At 72.1% G+C, this 16,048-nt stretch carries 13 protein-coding genes; 4 read left to right on the top strand and 9 right to left on the bottom strand.

What is annotated here, in order from left to right; genetic code table 11:
- Positions 1-460: 460 nt before the first annotated feature.
- From dmpG to ABIA38_RS11580, 8 genes are read right to left on the bottom strand one after another with little or no spacing between them, the layout of a single operon-like run.
- Positions 461-1,513: a 4-hydroxy-2-oxovalerate aldolase gene (dmpG, locus tag ABIA38_RS11615; RefSeq protein WP_424638453.1), complete on the bottom strand. Its 1,053-nt coding sequence runs from the start codon at positions 1,511-1,513 to the stop codon at positions 461-463.
- A complete protein-coding gene (locus ABIA38_RS11610; protein ID WP_424638452.1) occupies positions 1,510-2,496 on the bottom strand; it encodes an acetaldehyde dehydrogenase (acetylating) in 987 nt (328 codons plus the stop codon). Before ABIA38_RS11610 ends, dmpG begins: the two co-directional genes overlap by 4 nt.
- Before the next feature lie 51 nt (positions 2,497-2,547).
- Complete coding sequence (locus ABIA38_RS11605; RefSeq protein ID WP_424638451.1) at positions 2,548-3,786, bottom strand: NAD(P)/FAD-dependent oxidoreductase; 1,239 nt, start codon at positions 3,784-3,786, stop codon at positions 2,548-2,550.
- Complete coding sequence (locus tag ABIA38_RS11600) at positions 3,783-4,892, bottom strand: LLM class F420-dependent oxidoreductase (protein WP_424638450.1); 1,110 nt, start codon at positions 4,890-4,892, stop codon at positions 3,783-3,785. The genes ABIA38_RS11605 and ABIA38_RS11600 overlap by 4 nt, the downstream gene beginning before the upstream one ends.
- The gene (hcaB, locus tag ABIA38_RS11595) at positions 4,861-5,811 is read right to left on the bottom strand and encodes a 3-(cis-5,6-dihydroxycyclohexa-1,3-dien-1-yl)propanoate dehydrogenase (protein ID WP_424638449.1); all 951 of its coding nucleotides are present in this window, start codon (positions 5,809-5,811) and stop codon (positions 4,861-4,863) included. Before hcaB ends, ABIA38_RS11600 begins: the two co-directional genes overlap by 32 nt.
- Positions 5,812-5,821: 10 nt before the next feature.
- Positions 5,822-6,328 carry a 3-phenylpropionate/cinnamic acid dioxygenase subunit beta gene (locus tag ABIA38_RS11590; RefSeq protein ID WP_424638448.1) on the bottom strand — a complete coding sequence of 169 codons (507 nt, stop codon included), beginning with the start codon at positions 6,326-6,328 and terminating at the stop codon, positions 5,822-5,824.
- Positions 6,325-7,680, bottom strand: coding sequence for an aromatic ring-hydroxylating oxygenase subunit alpha (locus ABIA38_RS11585; protein ID WP_424638447.1), 1,356 nt, complete (start codon positions 7,678-7,680; stop codon positions 6,325-6,327). The genes ABIA38_RS11590 and ABIA38_RS11585 overlap by 4 nt, the downstream gene beginning before the upstream one ends.
- Positions 7,677-8,081 carry a non-heme iron oxygenase ferredoxin subunit gene (locus tag ABIA38_RS11580; RefSeq protein WP_424638446.1) on the bottom strand — a complete coding sequence of 135 codons (405 nt, stop codon included), beginning with the start codon at positions 8,079-8,081 and terminating at the stop codon, positions 7,677-7,679. Before ABIA38_RS11580 ends, ABIA38_RS11585 begins: the two co-directional genes overlap by 4 nt.
- A 370-nt stretch (positions 8,082-8,451) precedes the next feature.
- On the opposite strand from ABIA38_RS11580, the gene ABIA38_RS11575 reads away from it, so the two are divergent.
- Both ABIA38_RS11575 and ABIA38_RS11570 read left to right on the top strand, forming a co-directional pair.
- Entirely contained in the window at positions 8,452-10,071 is a 1,620-nt protein-coding gene (locus ABIA38_RS11575; protein WP_424638445.1) for a class I adenylate-forming enzyme family protein, read from the top strand.
- 47 nt (positions 10,072-10,118) lie between these two features.
- Positions 10,119-10,796, top strand: a complete 678-nt coding sequence (locus ABIA38_RS11570; RefSeq protein ID WP_424638444.1) for a TetR/AcrR family transcriptional regulator — start codon at positions 10,119-10,121, stop codon at positions 10,794-10,796.
- Positions 10,797-10,842: 46 nt separating this feature from the next.
- On the opposite strand, the gene ABIA38_RS11565 is transcribed toward ABIA38_RS11570, so the two are convergent.
- The gene (locus ABIA38_RS11565) at positions 10,843-11,832 is read right to left on the bottom strand and encodes an AraC family transcriptional regulator (protein ID WP_424638443.1); all 990 of its coding nucleotides are present in this window, start codon (positions 11,830-11,832) and stop codon (positions 10,843-10,845) included.
- Between the two features lie 164 nt (positions 11,833-11,996).
- On the opposite strand from ABIA38_RS11565, the gene ABIA38_RS11560 reads away from it, so the two are divergent.
- Positions 11,997-12,872: an NAD(P)H-binding protein gene (locus tag ABIA38_RS11560; protein WP_424638442.1), complete on the top strand. Its 876-nt coding sequence runs from the start codon at positions 11,997-11,999 to the stop codon at positions 12,870-12,872.
- Positions 12,873-13,094: 222 nt separating this feature from the next.
- A partial coding sequence (locus ABIA38_RS11555) for an RICIN domain-containing protein (protein ID WP_424638441.1) occupies positions 13,095-16,048 on the top strand: 2,954 nt, incomplete at its 3' end.

Raw genomic sequence — 16,048 nt, 5'->3', positions numbered from 1 at the left:
CGGCCGGGGCGCGGCCGGGGCGGGGCCGTCGGCGGCGGCCCCGGCCGGAACCCGGGAACGCGCCGGGCCTTTCGGTGCTCTCGCGCGAGCACACCGACGCGCTGCGCCCTGCGGTGGCCCCGGCCGGATCCCGCGAAGGGTGCGGGACCTGTCGGCCGCCCCCGCGTGATCGCACCGACGTGCCACGCCCTGCGGCGGCCGGCCGGAGCCGCGAACGTGCCGAGCCCTTCGCGCCCCGCACGGGTCCGCCAACGTGCCGGGCTCGGCGCCGCGCGCGGGGGCACCAACGCGCCGCGCCCTGCGGCGGCTCCGGCCGGAACCCGCCAACGTGCCGGGCCCTTCGGCGTCCCGCGCGAGCGGGCCAACGCGCTGGGGCCGCAGGCGGATCCGGCACCAGCACACCGACGCGCCGCGGCCTCCGGGCGACCCCCGCCCGAGCCTACGAACCGGCCCCCCGGGCCTACGAACCGGCCCCCGCCCGGTCCCCCTCCACCGATCCCGTGCCCCGGCCCTGGACGAAGTCCAGTGCGATGTCCACGATCATGTCCTCCTGACCGCCCACCAGCCTGCGCCGGCCCACCTCGGCCAGCAGTCGGCGTGCGTCCACGCCGTAACGCGCCGCGGCCGACTCGGCATGGCGCAGGAAGCTGGAGTAGACGCCGCTGTGCCCGAGTGTCAGCGTCTCGCGATCCACCCGCACCGGGCGGTCCTGCAACGGGCGCACCAGGTCGTCCGCCGCGTCCATCAGCCCATACAGGTCGCAGCCGTGCGGCCACCCCATCAGGTCGGCCACCGCGACGAACGCCTCCAGCGGGCAGTTGCCGGCCCCCGCGCCCTGACCGGCCAGCGACGCGTCGATCCGGACTGCCCCGTGCTCGGCCGCGACCACGGAGTTGGCCACGCCCAGCCCCAGATTGTGGTGCGCGTGCATGCCCATCTCGGTCGCCGGATCGAGCATGTCCCGGTACGCCCGGAACCGCTCCGCAACCTGATCCATCGTCAACCGCCCGCCGGAATCCGTGACATACACGCACTGTGCGCCGTAGGACTCCATCAGCTTGGCCTGCCGGGCGAGTTCGGCCGGCTCGGCCATGTGCGCCATCATCAGGAACCCCGCGACGTCCATGCCCAGTTCGCGTGCTGCGGCGATGTGCTGGGCCGCGACGTCGGCCTCCGTGCAGTGCGTCGCGACGCGCACCGAACGCACCCCGAGCGCGTGCGCTCGGCGCAGATCCTTGATGGTGGCGATGCCCGGGAGCAGCAGGGTGGTGGGAATCGCGGTGGTCAGGACGTCGACGACGGCCTCGATCCATTCCCAGTCGGTGTGGGCGCCGATGCCGTAGTTGATGCTGGACCCCGCCAGGCCGTCCCCGTGGGCGACTTCGACGGCGGCCACCCCCGCGGTGTCCAGGGCCGCGGCGATCGCGCGGGCCTGCGCGACCGTGTAGCGGTGGCGGATGGCATGCATGCCGTCGCGCAGGGTGACGTCCTGGATGTACAGACGGGGGGTCATATGGCGGCCTCCGGGGTGTCGGCGGCGGCGATGCGTTCCGCGGTGCGCAGGGCGGCCGAGGTCATGATGTCGAGGTTTCCGGCGTACGCGGGCAAGTAGTGGGCCGATCCCTCGACTTCGAGGAAGACCGAGACCTTGACGACCGCGTCGGAGCCGGCCGGTGCGAGCCGCGTGAGCGGGTCGTCCGCGGCCGGCGTTTCGAACTGGACCTGTTGCTTGAGTCGATATCCGGGGACGTACGCGCACACTTCCGCGACCATGCGTTCGATCGAGGCGCGTACCGCGTCCTCGTCGCAGGGTCCGCACAGGCAGTACACGGTGTCGCGCATGACCAGCGGCGGTTCGGCCGGATTGAGGATGATGATCGCCTTGCCGCGGGCGGCGCCGCCGATCTCCTCGATGGCCCGGGTGGTCGTCTCGGTGAACTCGTCGATGTTGGCCCGCGTGCCGGGACCGGCGGACTTCGAGGCGATGGACGCGACGATCTCCGCGTAGTGCACCGGTGTCACCGCCGCGACCGCGGCGACGATCGGGATCGTGGCCTGGCCACCGCACGTGACCATGTTGACGTTGGGTGCGTCCAGGTGCGCGTCGAGGTTGACCGGCGGCACGACGAACGGCCCCACGGCCGCCGGGGTCAGATCGACCACGCGCCGGCCGGCGGCCCGCAGCACGGCGTCGTGGCCGGCGTGGGCGCCGGCGCTGGTCGCGTCGAACACCAGCCGCACATCCGCGAATTCGGGGAGCGCGAGCAGGCCGTCGACGCCGTCGGAGGTGGTGGCCACGCCCAGGCGCCGGGCGAACGCGAGGCCGTCGGAGGCCGGATCGATGCCGGCCATCGCGGTGATCTCCAGCGTCTGCGACAGGCGCAGGATCTTGATCAGCAGATCGGTGCCGATGTTGCCGGATCCGATGATGGCCACTTTGGTGCGTGGTCGGTCCGCCGATTCGGGGTCCGGCGCCGGCTTCGTGGTCGGAGGCAAGGTCGTTCTCCTTCGTGGGGTCGGGGGATTGGTCGAGGTCGGGGCACGGGGTCAGGGGAGCCGCGTGGGCGCGGCGGGGCCGAACTCCGGCTCCGTGCCCTCGCGCAGCGCGTGCAGTGCCCGTCGGGCACCGCGTGGGTCGTCGATCGTGAGCACGGCACGCAGGCGAGCGTCGCGCCGCCAGGTCACGCTCCACGGGCCCGCGCCCGGGGTGCCGTGGACCGACAGGTCGTCGTCTCGGGTGTGATGCCCGACGTACTGGATCCGGTGGCCGAGCTGGTCGGACCAGAAGTACGGCACCGGGTCGTAGGGTTGGGCCGCGCCGAGGATGGTGCGGGCGACGGCGCGACCCGATGCCGCCGCGTGGTCCCAGTGCGCCGGGCACAGCCGGGCGCCGAACCGGGCGGAGGGCCACTCGGCGACATCGCCCGCCGCGTACACGGCCGGGTCCGAGGTGGTCAGATACGCGTCGGTCGGGATGTGGCCGGTGGGGGACAGCGCCACCGCGGACCCCCGCAGCCAGTCCGTCGCGGGTTCCGCGCCGATGCCCACCAGCACGATGTCGGCCGGAACCCGTACGCCGCCCGCGAGTTCCACGTCCTGGTCGCCGATGTGCACGATGGACGTGCCCAGGCGCAGGTCGATGCCCGCGTCCTCGTACCAGCGGCGCAGCGGGTCGCCGAGTTCGGCCGGAAGCAGCCCGGCCAGCAACGTCGGCGCGGTGTCGACGACGGTGACCCGACACCCCGCGCCGGCCGCGGTGCCCGCGACCTCGGCGCCCACCCAGCCCGCTCCGATGATCGCGAGCCGCGGTGTGCCGCGGAGCGCCTCGCGCAGCGCGACGGCGTCCTCGTGCGTCCGCAGCGTGCAGGTGTTCGGCCGCACCTCGTCGCCGGGCAGCCGGCGTGCCGTCAGACCCGGGGCCAACACCGCCGCGTCGTAGGGGTGTTCGTGCGTCGAGCCGTCGGGTCCGCGGCTGAGCACCAGGCCCGGTTCGAGCCGGACGGCGCGGTGTCCGGTGCGCATCCGCACGTCGCCCGGGTCCGGCAGCGCGGTGCCCTCGATGGTCCCGTGCAGGAACTCCTTGGACAGCGGCGGGCGGTCGTACGGCGCCCGCGATTCCGCGCCGAGCACCGTGATCTCGCCGTCGTGGCCGCCCGCGCGCAACTGCGCCGCGCATGCGTGTGCGGCGAGCCCGCCGCCGACGATGACGACGCGGCGCGGCACCGGAGCACCCGCGCGGCGGTCGGTGCCCGGGAGCGGGCCGGGTCGGGTGGACGCGCCGGTCACGATGCCTCCTCGGCGGGCGGGAGCGGGGCGGCTGCCGACGCCTGTTCGGCGACCGTGCGCAACGTGTGCTCACCCGCGGGGTCCGCGTCGGTGGTGCAGGGCAGGAGCACCACCTCGTCGACGGCGGCCCGATATTCGGCGAGCCGCGTGGCCCAGTCGCCCGGTCCGGCGAACACCCCTATGTGGTAGGCGAGTTCGTCGGGGATCCGGTCGAGGAGGACGCGTGGATGGGGACGGGTGGCGGCGAAGGCGACCAGGTCGCCGTGACCCGCCTCGGCGAACATGTCGGCGTATCCGGGGGCGGCCAGATAGCCGACCAGCATGCGCCGCACCTGGTCGACGGCCGACCGCAGGTTGGCGGCGGGCCCGATCGCGGTCGGCACCCACACGGCCACCCTCGGGTGCGGGCGCCCGGCCCGATCGGCCTCGGTCCGTACCCGATCGGCCAGGCGCGCGGCGGCGCCCGGGGACACCAGGGCGAGCACCAGACGGTCCGCGTGCCGGGCCGCCACGCGCAGCGCCGACGGGCCGAACCCGGCGATCGTCAGCCCTCCGCGCGGTCGGGGCAGCCGCAGGTGATAGCCGCGGGTACGGACCACCTCGCCGTCGGTGTCGGCCCGGCCGTGGTCGAGGAACGCCCGTACCGCAGCCGCGGATTCGGCGAGTGCGGTGGCCCCGCGCGCGGTCGCGCGGCCGTGCCAGTCGCGCACCACGACCGCACTCGACGTGCCGAGCGCGACGCCGGTGTCCCGCCCGGTCAGCGCCTGGACGGACGCGGCGGCCAGCGCCACCATCATCGGATCGCGGACGGCGACCGCGAAGGGGCCCACGGTCAGGCCGATGCGCCGGGTCGTCAGCCCCACGGCGGTGGCGAGGGCGCATGCGTCGTATGTCGCCATCTCGCCGATCCACAGGCCGCCGAAGCCGAGTTCGTCGGCGAGCCGGGCGGTGACCAGGGCCTCCTCCGGTGCACGGTCCTGCCACAGCCCGAGGGAGACGCCGAGCTCCGCCGGCGCCGGCGGTCGGCGGTACGGCTTACCCGCCTCCCGGCCGCGTGGCCCGGGTGCCGTGGGTTCAGCCCTGTGTGGCTGCGGTGGGTGTGTCATCGGATGCTCCTCCCTGCGCGGATTCGGCGGCCGGGCCGCCGGACGCGCCTCGTTCGGGCCGGCGCTCGTCGGGCGTGGCCGTCGACGGCCGGGGCCCGCGTACCTCCAGACCGCCGTCACTGGGCAGGACGGCGCCCGTGACGAAGCCGGACTCGCCCGGGTCGGCGAGCAACACGTAGAGGCCGGTGTGCTGTTCGGGGGCGCTGACGAAGCCCAGCGGAATATGGCGCGCGGCGGTCTGCTCGAAGGACCGGGACCGGTCCAGGCGCCGGTCCGACTGGCCGAGTGCGCCCACGCCCGCAAGCGCGGTGCGGGTGGCGCCCGGGGCCACCGCGTTGACCCGCACGTCGGGGGCGAGTTCGTGGGCGAGTTGGCGCACCACGCCCACGACGGCGTGCTTGGACGCCACGTACAACACTCCGCCGCCGCCCGCGTAGGAGCCGCTGGACGACGCGGTCAGGATGACCGAACCCCGCGCGGCCCGCAGATGCGGAAGCACCGCGCGTACGCCCAGCAGGTAGCCCAGCACGTTGGTCTCGAACAACTCGGTGAAACCCGACACCAGGCGCGCCGGATCCAGGGTGTCGAACGGCGCCGAGTAGTCGTACAGCCCGGCGTTGCCGACATAGATGTCGACGCGCCCGAACGACTCCACCGCCACCTCGGCGACCCGCTCGTGGTCGGCCTCGCACCGCACGTCCCCGACGACGACCCGGACCCGGGACGGGTCGTGCCCGGACGCCAGCTGCGCGGCGCGCTCCGGGTCCCGCTCCAGGACCGCGACGCGGGCACCCTCGGCGACATACCGATCGACCACGGCGCGTCCGATGCCGCTGCCGCCGCCGGTGACGATCGCAACCCGGCCGTCGAGGCGACCCGGGGGGCGCGCCGGGCCCCGGGAAGGCGAGATTGTGCTCACGCTTGCCCCCTCACAGGAAGGTGTTGATGTTCTTGGCGGGCAACGTGGAATGCCGCAGCAGGACCAGGCGCCGCGCGATGCGCAGTGCGCCGTCCACCCGTCGCAGTACGTCCTCGCGGCGGCCGTAGAGCACCGACGCGTCGATGTCCCACTGGCTGCGGTAACTCACCACCACCGAGCGGACGACGAGTTCGTCCGGCTGCTCCGCCGCGGTCACCTCGATGTTGGAGACCACGTGCAGGTGGCGGGTCGGCGGGTCCTCGGCCCACGCGGTGGGCGCCTGGAACCGGGCGACGCGCAGCGCCAGATCGCTCTTGGTGTCGTCGAAGTACGCCATCCGCTCCGGCGACCACGCCCCCTCGGGGTCGCGCCGGCCGCGCGCGGCGATGCCCGGCATCAGGTAATGGGCGTCGTCGGTGAACAGGTCGAGCCAGTCGCCGTAGCGCTCCTCGTCCAACAGCCGAGCCTCGCGGGCGAGGAAGCCGTGGACCTCCAGGAGGGTCTCGGGGTCGGTCACGGTTGCTCCCCGTCCGGGTCCGGCGGGACGTCGGCCCAGCTCTCGGCGGTCAGCAGCTGCGACCAACGCCGGTACATGGCCCGCTGGTTCGCGTCGTTGACCTGGCCGCGAAAGACGTTGCCCGGCAGTTCGCCCGGCGGCAGTTCGTCCCGGGGGACCCGGCTGCCCAGGCCCAGTGCGTAGTGCAGGGGCTGCTGTCGGGTGACGAAGCCCGCCGCCGAACGGGTGGACAGCTCCCAGTTCTCGCCGTCGTCCATCTCGAAGACCCCGGACGGCGAGAACGTCATCATGGCGCCCTTGCGCCAGGCGTCCTTGACCTCCTGCGGGGCCGCGCGGTTGACCAGCACCCAGGTGTGCAACTCGGTGCGGTCCGGCCCCTTCGGGACCCACGTGCGGAAGGTGTTCTGCCCGGGCAGGAAGGAGAAGTTCGGGAAGACGTTGACCGAGCTGATCGACCCCACCATGCGCGAGCGCACGTCGCCGAGCCGGTCGCGGAAACGCTCCCGGTTGGCCCGCAGGTACTCCAGCACCCGCGGCTCGTGCAGCGTCGCCGCGTTGCCGACCGCGTCGAGGTTGAACTCCCAGCAGTGGCCGTTGACATTGGCCTGGTAGCTCTCGGTGCCCTCGGCGGACAGATCCGGGACCGCGCGGCCGAGCGTGGCCTGCGCGCCAGAGGCGTGCGTCCACCCGGCGTGCAGGGCGTCGCCCGCGAAGTTCTCCGCGGCGATCTTCCAGTTGCACGAGAGCACCGAGCGGATCGACCCGCCGACGAACTCGGTGCCGTCGGGGTCGTTGTCGAGGATCACGTCCAGGTAGTACGTGAACGCGCCCAGATACTCGGCCAGCGGCGGCGCGGCGGCGTCGAAGGTCGCGAAGACCAGGCCCTTGTACGTGTCCAATTGGGCGACCGGCGTCAGGCCGAGGCGGGCGCGGTCGAAGTCGGGGGTACGCGCGTACGCCTGCGCCTCGTGCATCCCGGTGAGCGCGCCGTCCAGGCCGAACGACCAGCCGTGGTAGTTGCAGACGAACCCGCGCGCGGTGCCCGCCTCGGTCGTGCAGACCCGGTTGCCGCGGTGCGGGCAACTGTTGAGGTAGGCGCCGATGCCACCGTCGCGCCGACGCACGACGAGCACCTGGTCCTCGCCCATCCAGGTGGTCAGGAAGGAGCCGGGCCGCGGCAGTTGCGACTCGTGGCCGAGGAAGAGCCAGCAGCGGGCGAACACACGCTCCAGCTCCAGCTCGTACACCGCACGATCGCGGAAGACGCTGCGGTCCAGGCGCCCTTGGTCGAGGTCGCAGCGGGCCAGGATGGCCGCCACCTCGTCCGGCACCCGGGATTCGGTCGTACTCACGAGTCCTCCCCGGAGTGGGCCGGCGAATCCGGGTAGACGACGACGTCGCCGGACTCGACGGCGGCGCGGTAGACGGTGAGCGCGCGGGTCGCCGGGAAGCACTGCGGCAGGCCGGTCGGCACGTGGAACCCGGCCCAGTGCACGGGGCACACCACCACGTCGCCTTCCAATTCGCCGTCGGTCAGCGAGGCGAGCGCGTGCGTGCAGGTGTCGGCGGTGACGTGCACGGTCCCGTCGATGTTGTAGACGGCCAGGGGCTCCAGGCCGGGCGGCTCGACGCGCACCATCCGGCCGACCGGGACGGTGTCGACCGGGCACAGGACGACCCGGCGGTCCGGGCACAGGGTCGCCGTGCCCGGCGGGGGCTCCGGGTCGACGGGGTCGAAGGCTGCACCGCGCATGATCTCGTCCTTCTCTCGGGTTGCTCGGGTTGCTCGGGTTGCTCGGGTTGCTTGGGTGGCTGGAGTTGCACGAGGTGCCGGGGTTGTTCCGGTTGGGGATCCGCGGGCCTCGGGGCGGGCGCCGACCGTGGCCGCCGGCCGGGCGCCGCACCGCGCGATCGCCTCGGAAGAGCTGTTCGATTGATCGATCGAACGAATCTCAACGTAGCACCACCGGGCGCCGTCGTGCACCGGTGGATCCGAGGATCTTCGACATACCCCTGGTCACCGGGTTCGGCTCGACGTCGTCCGGGCGACGGATGTGACTCGATCCCTTGTCAATCGATCAGCCGATCGATAAAACGGGCTTAGGATGATCGAGGGAGGATCCATGAGCGAGGAATCCGTGTCGTCGAAGTACGACACGATGCCGCCGGGCCGGGGCAGACGCGCCCACGACACGGTGGTGCACGCCTTCCGGGACGCGGTGGCCCGGGCGCCCGAACGCGTCGCGCTGCGCTGCGGGGACCGCACCCTCACGTACCGCGAGTACGGCCGCTGCGTCGAGGCCCTGGCGATCCGGCTCCGGACCGCGGGCGCCGCCGGCGGGCGGGTCGCGATCGTGTTGCCGAACTCGCCCGAGTACGCGGTCGCCGTCCTCGCGGCACTGGCCTCCGGTGCCCAGGCGGCGCTGTTCAACCCCGGCTACCCGGCCGCGGAACTGCGCCCCCTCCTGGCGGACGCGGACCCGACGCTGCTCGTCACCGGCGCGGCGGCCGGCCGCACCGCCCGCGAACTGGGCCGCGAACTGGGCATCGACGTACTGGACTTCGCCCCCGATGGGCTCGACCTCGACACCTGGCGGCAGACCGAACCGCCGCCCGGCGACCACCGGTTGGCGCCGCACCCGGACGACCTCGCCACCTTGATGTACACCGGCGGCACCACCGGCATCCCCAAGGGCGTCGACCACACCCACCGCAATCTGCTGCTCACCGTCCAGGCCATGGAAGCGTGCTGGCCGACCGAACCGGACACCGAGACCTGGCTCAACGTGGCACCGATGTTCCACATCTGGGGCCTGCTCATGGGCCTGCTCAACCCCATGTACGGCCGCGCCGAACTCGTCATGGCCGCCCCCCGCTTCGACCCCGCCGCGCTGGCCCGCGCCCTGGTGGAGCACCGGGTCACGGTGTTCGGCGGCGGCCCCGCCGCGATCTACGCCGGACTCCTGGCCGCCGAACTCGACGCCGGGCAACTGGCGTCCCTGCGCGTGTGCCCCGGCGGCGGCGCACCGTTCCCGCGCGAACTGCTGGCCCGCTGGCAGGCGGCCACCGGTGTCCCGGTGCGGGAGGCTTTCGGCATGACCGAACTCGCGCCCATCGCCTGCAATCCCTCGTCCCGACCACCGCGACCGGGCTCGGTGGGACTGCCCGCGCCGCTGGTCGAGATCGCCGTCGTCGCCGGTGCGGGCGGCCGCGAGCCGCTCCCGCCGGGACAGGTCGGCGAGATTGTCGCCCGGGCACCGCACATGCTGATCCGCTACCGCAACCGTCCGGCGGAAACCGCCGACGCCCTCGCCGACGGCCTACTGCACACCGGCGACCTCGGATACCTCGACGACGACGGCTACCTCTACATCGTCGACCGCAAGAAGGACATGATCCTGGTCGGCGGATTCAACGTCTTCCCCCGCGAGATCGACGAAATCCTCGCCGCGCATCCGTCCGTGCTGCGTGCGGTGACCCTGGGCTTCGCCGACGAACGTAAGGGCGAGCGCCCGGTGTCCTTCGTGGTGGCCACCCCCGACAGCACCCTCGACGTCGACGAACTGCACCGCTGGTGTGCCGCCCGACTGGTCGCCTACAAACGACCCGCCGACATCCGGGAGGTGGGCGACATCCCGCACACCGCGGCCAACAAGGTGGACCGTGTCGCGCTGCGCAGGCGACATGCGGAGTCGATCGAGCCGCGCCCTAGAATGACGGGCCCGGACGAAACCCGGACCTGAGCCGCCGGACCACGACCGGCTCGACACAACCACAAGGGGTGCGGAACTTGCCGGCCAAGCGTGAACCAGCCGCACGGCGCAGCCGCGAGTCCGGCGCCGACCGCCCGACCGAGGAATGGCTGCGCAAGCGCCGGGAGATCCTCGACGTCGCCGCCGACGTCTTCTTCACCCACGGCTTCGAACGCGGTACGACCAAGGAGATCGCCGCCCGCGTCGGGATGAGCCAGCCGAGCCTGTACCACTACGTCGGTTCCAAGGAAGTCCTGCTCAGCGAGATCGCCCGCCAGGTCGACCGCGACTTCACCCTCGCCCTCGACGCCGCGCTGGCCGTCGAGGGCGAGCCGGCGGACCAACTGCGCAGGATCATCGACGCGTTCGTCTCGTCGCTGGTCATCAACCAGCGCACGTTCGCGGTCTACTGGAAGGAATACCGCTCCCTCCCCGAGCAGGTGGCCCGCGAGGCACACCTCCACGAGATCGAGTTCACCCGCCGCGTCGAAGACGTCGTCGCCCGCGCCCAGGCGGCCGGCGTGCTCCCCGCCCGACACACCACCCGCATCCTGAGCGAGGGCATCCTCGGCATGATGAGCTGGATGCACTGGTGGTACCGGCCGGACGTGAGCACCGCCGCCGAGGTCGCGGCCGCGTTCAAGGACCTCATCGGCCTGGGCACCGGCGAACTGCCGGGCGCCGTCCCGGAATCGGGACCGGCTCCGGAACGTTGACGGATCAGCGGCGGCGTCGACCCCGGGTGTGGCGGCCGGGGCCGGGTCAGGTCGGCTCGTCCCATGGGGTCGGGCGCGACCCCGGGATGATCTGCTCCGGCGGGATGTGTGCCGTCTGTCGGCGATACCGGCCGGGGGCGGTGTCGAACTCGCGTTTGAACGCATTGGCGAACGCGTACTCCGAGGTGTAGCCGACCCGGCGGGCCACCTCCCCCAGCGGCGCGTCGCTCTCGCGCAGCGTTCGGGCCGCGACGGTCAGGCGCCACCAGGTGAGGTAGGTGCCCGGAGACCGACCGACCAGGGCGGTGAAGCGCCGGGAGAAGGCCGCCCGGGACAGGCCCGCCCGGCGGCCCAGCGTCTCGATCGACCAGGACTGTCCGGGGGCGCGATGAATGGCGTCCAACGCGGCGCTGATGGCCGGATCGGCCAGCGCCGCGGCCCAACCCGTGGCCGGGCCGCGCTCCGGTCGTTCCTCGAACCAGGCACGCAGGATGTACAGCAGCAACATGTCCAGGAGGGCGGGGACGAGGGTGTCCGCGCCGAGGCGGGGGACGGCGAGTTCGCGGCCGAGCAGGTCGACGGCCGCCTGCAGGTCGGTGTGTGCGCCGGCGCGGGCAGGCAGGTGGATCAGGTTCGGCAGGTCGTCCAGGAGCGGGTGGGCGCGGCCGGGGTCGAGTTGGTAGCCACCGCAGAGCGTCACCGTGACGGCGCCGTGCCCGGGTCGGCCGACGGTCGCGCAGGCGCGCGGATCCGAATCGTCGAGCGGGTCGCACGCGGGCTCGGCCAGTGGGGTGGTGGGACTGTCCGCCAGGCCGTAGCCGTGCCCGTGGGGAAGGAAGACCACATCGCCGACGCCGAGTGCGACGGGCGCGCCGCTCGGCGGGACGAGCCGGCACGTGCCCTGGAGGATCACCTGGAATCCCGCGGATCCGATCGACGCGGGAAAGCGCTGCCCCCAGGGCCCGTGCCACCGCACATACGCGCAGCGGGGCCGGCCGGCGCGCATGGTGGCGATGACGTCGCTGAGCACGTCCATGAGGTGAGGTTATCCGCAGTCGCATGGCAAAGACGAAGGCGTATGAATACGAGTTGATTGATTATTGGGCGTCTCGGCTGCCCTACCTATGGTGAACATCGACGAGATGATCGACCCCCGGTGGCCTCGGCGTCACGAAGGGGAACCGTGGAGAGGCAGCGGCCATGTCCGAGCAGCGCACAATTTTGGTGACCGGGGCGACCGGAACGGTCGGACGGCAGGTCGTGGCGCAGTTGTTGGAGGCGGGAACCCCGGTCCGGGCGCTGACCCGTGATCCCGACGCGGCCGAGTTGCCGGCCGGCGTCGAGGTGGTGCGGGGCGACCTGTGCGATCGGCCGGCGCCCGAGGTGACGGATGGGATCGCGGGGGTGTTCCTGGTCTGGCCGTTCGCCATGGTCGACGGGCTCTCGACGTTCCTGGACTCGGCCGCCCGGTACGCGCGCCGCATCGTCTATCTGTCCTCCGTGGCCGTGCGCGACCACGAGCGGCAGGCCGAAGGGCTGATCGCCCGATCCGGCCCGGAGTGGACGGTGCTGCGGCCGAACGTGTTCGCGGCCAACACCCTCCATTGGGCCGAGCAGATCCGCGCCGACGCGGTCGTGCGCGGGCTGTACGGGGCGTCGGCCGCGCCGGTGGTGGATGAGAAGGACATCGCCGCGGTCGCGGTCCGCGCGCTCACGGGCGAGGGCCACGCCGGGAAGGTCCACGAACCGACCGGGCCCACCCTGCTGACCCAGGCCGAACAGGCGCGGATCATCGGTGAGGTGACCGGTCGCCCCGTGCACTGGGAGGAGGACACTGCGCAGGCCGCGCGGCAGCGGATGCTCGGTCTGGGTTGGCCGGCCGAGGCCGTCGACGACGTGCTGCGCGCGCAGGCCCGGACGGTCACCGATCCGCTGCCGCCGACCTCCACCGTGGAGGAGGTCACCGGGAGGCCGGCGCGCACGTTTCGGGAATGGGTGGCCGACCACGCGGACGCCTTCCGCGCCGACCCGAGGCCGGCGCGCGAACTCGAGCACGGCGCGACCGACGCCGGCTGACGAAGCGGGCGCCCTCGCCGCGGCGTTGCTCGGGCCGGCGGGAAATCGTGGTCGAGTAGCGGGTGTTCAGTACCCGAGCAGAAGACGTTGAACACGATCCCCTAATCTCCTTCGGTCATCGATTCACCGAGGAGAGGCAAAGGAATGGTTAGGGTTCGTTTGGGCGAGCGCCTACGCGCGTCGACCTTACTGCGACGTCATCGCGGGAAACGCTCGCGACTGGTGGCCGTCGGCGCGCTCGGCGCGCTGTTGTTGGGACCGCAGACGGTGTCGCCGGCGACGGCGGCGCCGACCGCGCAGATCGGGGCCGCCCCGCAGGCCGCCGCCGTCGACCCCACCGAGCGGCTCGTCACCTGGAACATGCAGGGTCGTTCCGGTAGCGGCCCGAACACGTCCAAATGGTCCAGAGTCGACAAACTGAAATGGAGCGCAGACGTCGTCGCCCTGCAGGAGGCCGGCACCGAATCGCCGATCCCTGGGCTGGGTCTGCGCACCGCCCGGAACTACCGGCCCGAGGAACTGGGCGGTGCCGTCGACGTCCCCGAGGAGGACGAGGACGGGAACGAGAACGCCGGTCCCGATGCGCTGCCGCCGCTCAGATACGACCTGACCGAGTATCAGGTGAGCCCTCGCAACGAGGCTCGTGGCTACCTGTACTTCCTGCAGATCCACCCGCTGCAGAAGCGGCTGCCGGGCGGCGTCGGCTTCGACCCGATCAACCCACGGGGCGTCCGGACCTCGATGGCGATGTGGTCGAGACAAAAGGCCAACGAATTCGCCGTCGTTGCCGACCCGGTCCGCAACCGCGCCCGGCCCGCACTCGGTCTGCGCTTCGACACCGGCTGGGTGTACAACGTGCACACCGCGTCCATTCGCAGCGGAGACCGGCCCAACCCGCATGCCCGGGGCCTGCTCGGAGCCATCCGCAACCACGCCGGAGATGCCGGGTGGGTCGCCCTCGGCGACTTCAACAGTCAGGCGGGCACCTTCCCGGCGGATTACGGCACGCCACTCTTCGCCCGCGTGAACGGCAGAGCCGACAATCCGCCGGCGCGGACCCACATCGGGGAGGGCGAACCCGCACTGGACTTCCTGGTGACGCCCTCGCAGTTGAGGGAGGTGACAGTGTCCGTGGGCAACCAGAGCCAATCGGACCATCTCCCGGTCCGCATCGCGCCGAGGGCCGCGCGGTCGTGCGGTGAATGGAACCACACCACGCTCTACGCTGCCCCCGCTGCCCGCGCCACGGCCCGCGACGCCGAAGCGGGCGCCGCCGACACCGGGGAACCGTCCTGCCCGAGCGACGACGACCGGCCCACCGCGGCGGTTTCCCTCGGGGACAGCTACATCTCCGGTGAGGCCGGTCGCTGGGCCGGCAACGCGGACACCGCCGACGCCGGCTACTGGGGCACCGACCGGGGCGACTCCGTGTACGGCAACACCAAGTACGCCGGCGGCAACGGCTGCGAGCGCTCCGACGTGGCCGAGATCAACAGCGCGAATCTGGCCGTGGACCGCCGGATCAACCTGGCGTGTTCCGGGGCCGAGACCAAACATGTGATCTCCGAGGGCTTCAAGGAGGGCGAGCGGCCACAGGTGGACCAACTCGCCGATGTGGCCAAGGACAACCAGGTCAAGCTGATCGTGGTTTCGGTCGGCGGCAACGACCTGAAATTCGCCGACATCCTGAGCAGTTGCGCCAAGGCGTTCTTCACCTGGGACCCGGCCTGCGAGAATCGGGACACCGGCCGGGAGAGGTCGTTCGCCAACGCGCTGCCCGCCACGCAGGACAAGGTGACCGCGACGCTGGAGGCGATTCGCGCCACGATGCGCCGAGCCGGACAGGCGGATGGCTCGTATCGTCTGGTGCTCCAGTCCTATCCGACGCCGCTGGCCCGGGCCGCCGACAACCGGTACGAGAACAAGATCAAGCCCCGCTACACGCAGGGTGGTTGCCCGTTCACCGATGCCGCCTCCGATTGGGCGGTCGAGTCGGTGATACCGCGCATCACCTCGATGTTGCGCTCGGCCGCAGCCGCCAAGGATGCCGAATTCCTGGACCTGAGCCAGGCGTTCGCCGGCCACGAATTGTGTGCCAAGAACGCCCGCCAGGCCGACGCCAAGGACGCCAACGGCATGCCGGGTGCCGAGGCGGAGTGGGTGCGCTGGGTGCCGTACCTGCCCAACGTGCCCGTCCCGGAGCCGCACCAGCAGGGCGACTACCGCGAGGCGGTGCACCCGAACAGCTTCGGCCAGCAGGCCATCGGGACCTGTCTGACCGCGCTGGCCAACTCGGCGTCCGACCCGAACAAGCGCGAATTCCGCTGCTCCAACACACCGGGCAAGGGATCGGACGGCATGACCGGCGAACCGGTCTCGCCGAGTTACGTGCAGGAGGGCTGGGTCCGGCTGCGCAACGCCGAGACCGGCGAGTATCTGCGCCCGTACGAGCCCGGCTCCAAGTGGGTGGTCACCGGTCCGGCCGGTGAGGCCGGCCAGGAGTGGTTCATGGCCAATGGCCAGCCCGGCACAATAACGCTGCGCAGCAACCTGAACAACCATCTGCGTGGCGACGGCGGTGCGGCCTGGCAGTGGGCCGCGCTCGGCGACCCGGTGGAGTTTGTGATCCCGGACAACGCGGTCGGCGGTGCCCGACAACTGATGTACTTCGAGATCATGCAAGGGCTGCCCGCCACGTTCTGCCTGGCGCACAGCAGCTCGCTGCCCACCCACTGGGTCAGTGGGGATCCGTGCAGCAACGGTGCGAAGAACCAGCGCTGGTGGATCGAGCGGGTGGGCACTTCCCCACCGCCACCACCTCCGCCGCTGGAACGTGCCACCACGTGGACCCGGGTCGTCGACCGCGGCCTGGTCACCAACCGGGTCAGCACCAAGTGCATCGACGTGGACACCCGCGACGCCGACGGTCGGCGCGACGGTGGCCGGATCCACCAGTGGGGCTGTCTCGGAACCGCCAACCAGCAGTGGGACCTGAAGCCGCGACACGGCGACGGCTCGATGGAAATCGTCAGCCGCTACAGCGGTAAGTGTCTGGATCTGGACGTCGGTTCCGGGCGCGTGCAGCAGTGGGGTTGCGGTGGCAGCAACAACCAGCAGTGGTTCCCCGACGGTGCGCAGTTCCGCAACAAGCACTCCAACACGTGCCTTGCCGCCCG

It is taken from the genome of Embleya sp. AB8, from assembly GCF_049739465.1.
Taxonomy (GTDB): Bacteria; Actinomycetota; Actinomycetes; order Streptomycetales; family Streptomycetaceae; genus Embleya.
The sequence above is the reverse complement of the archived record's forward strand: the minus strand, read 5'-3'. Positions and strand labels throughout refer to the sequence as shown.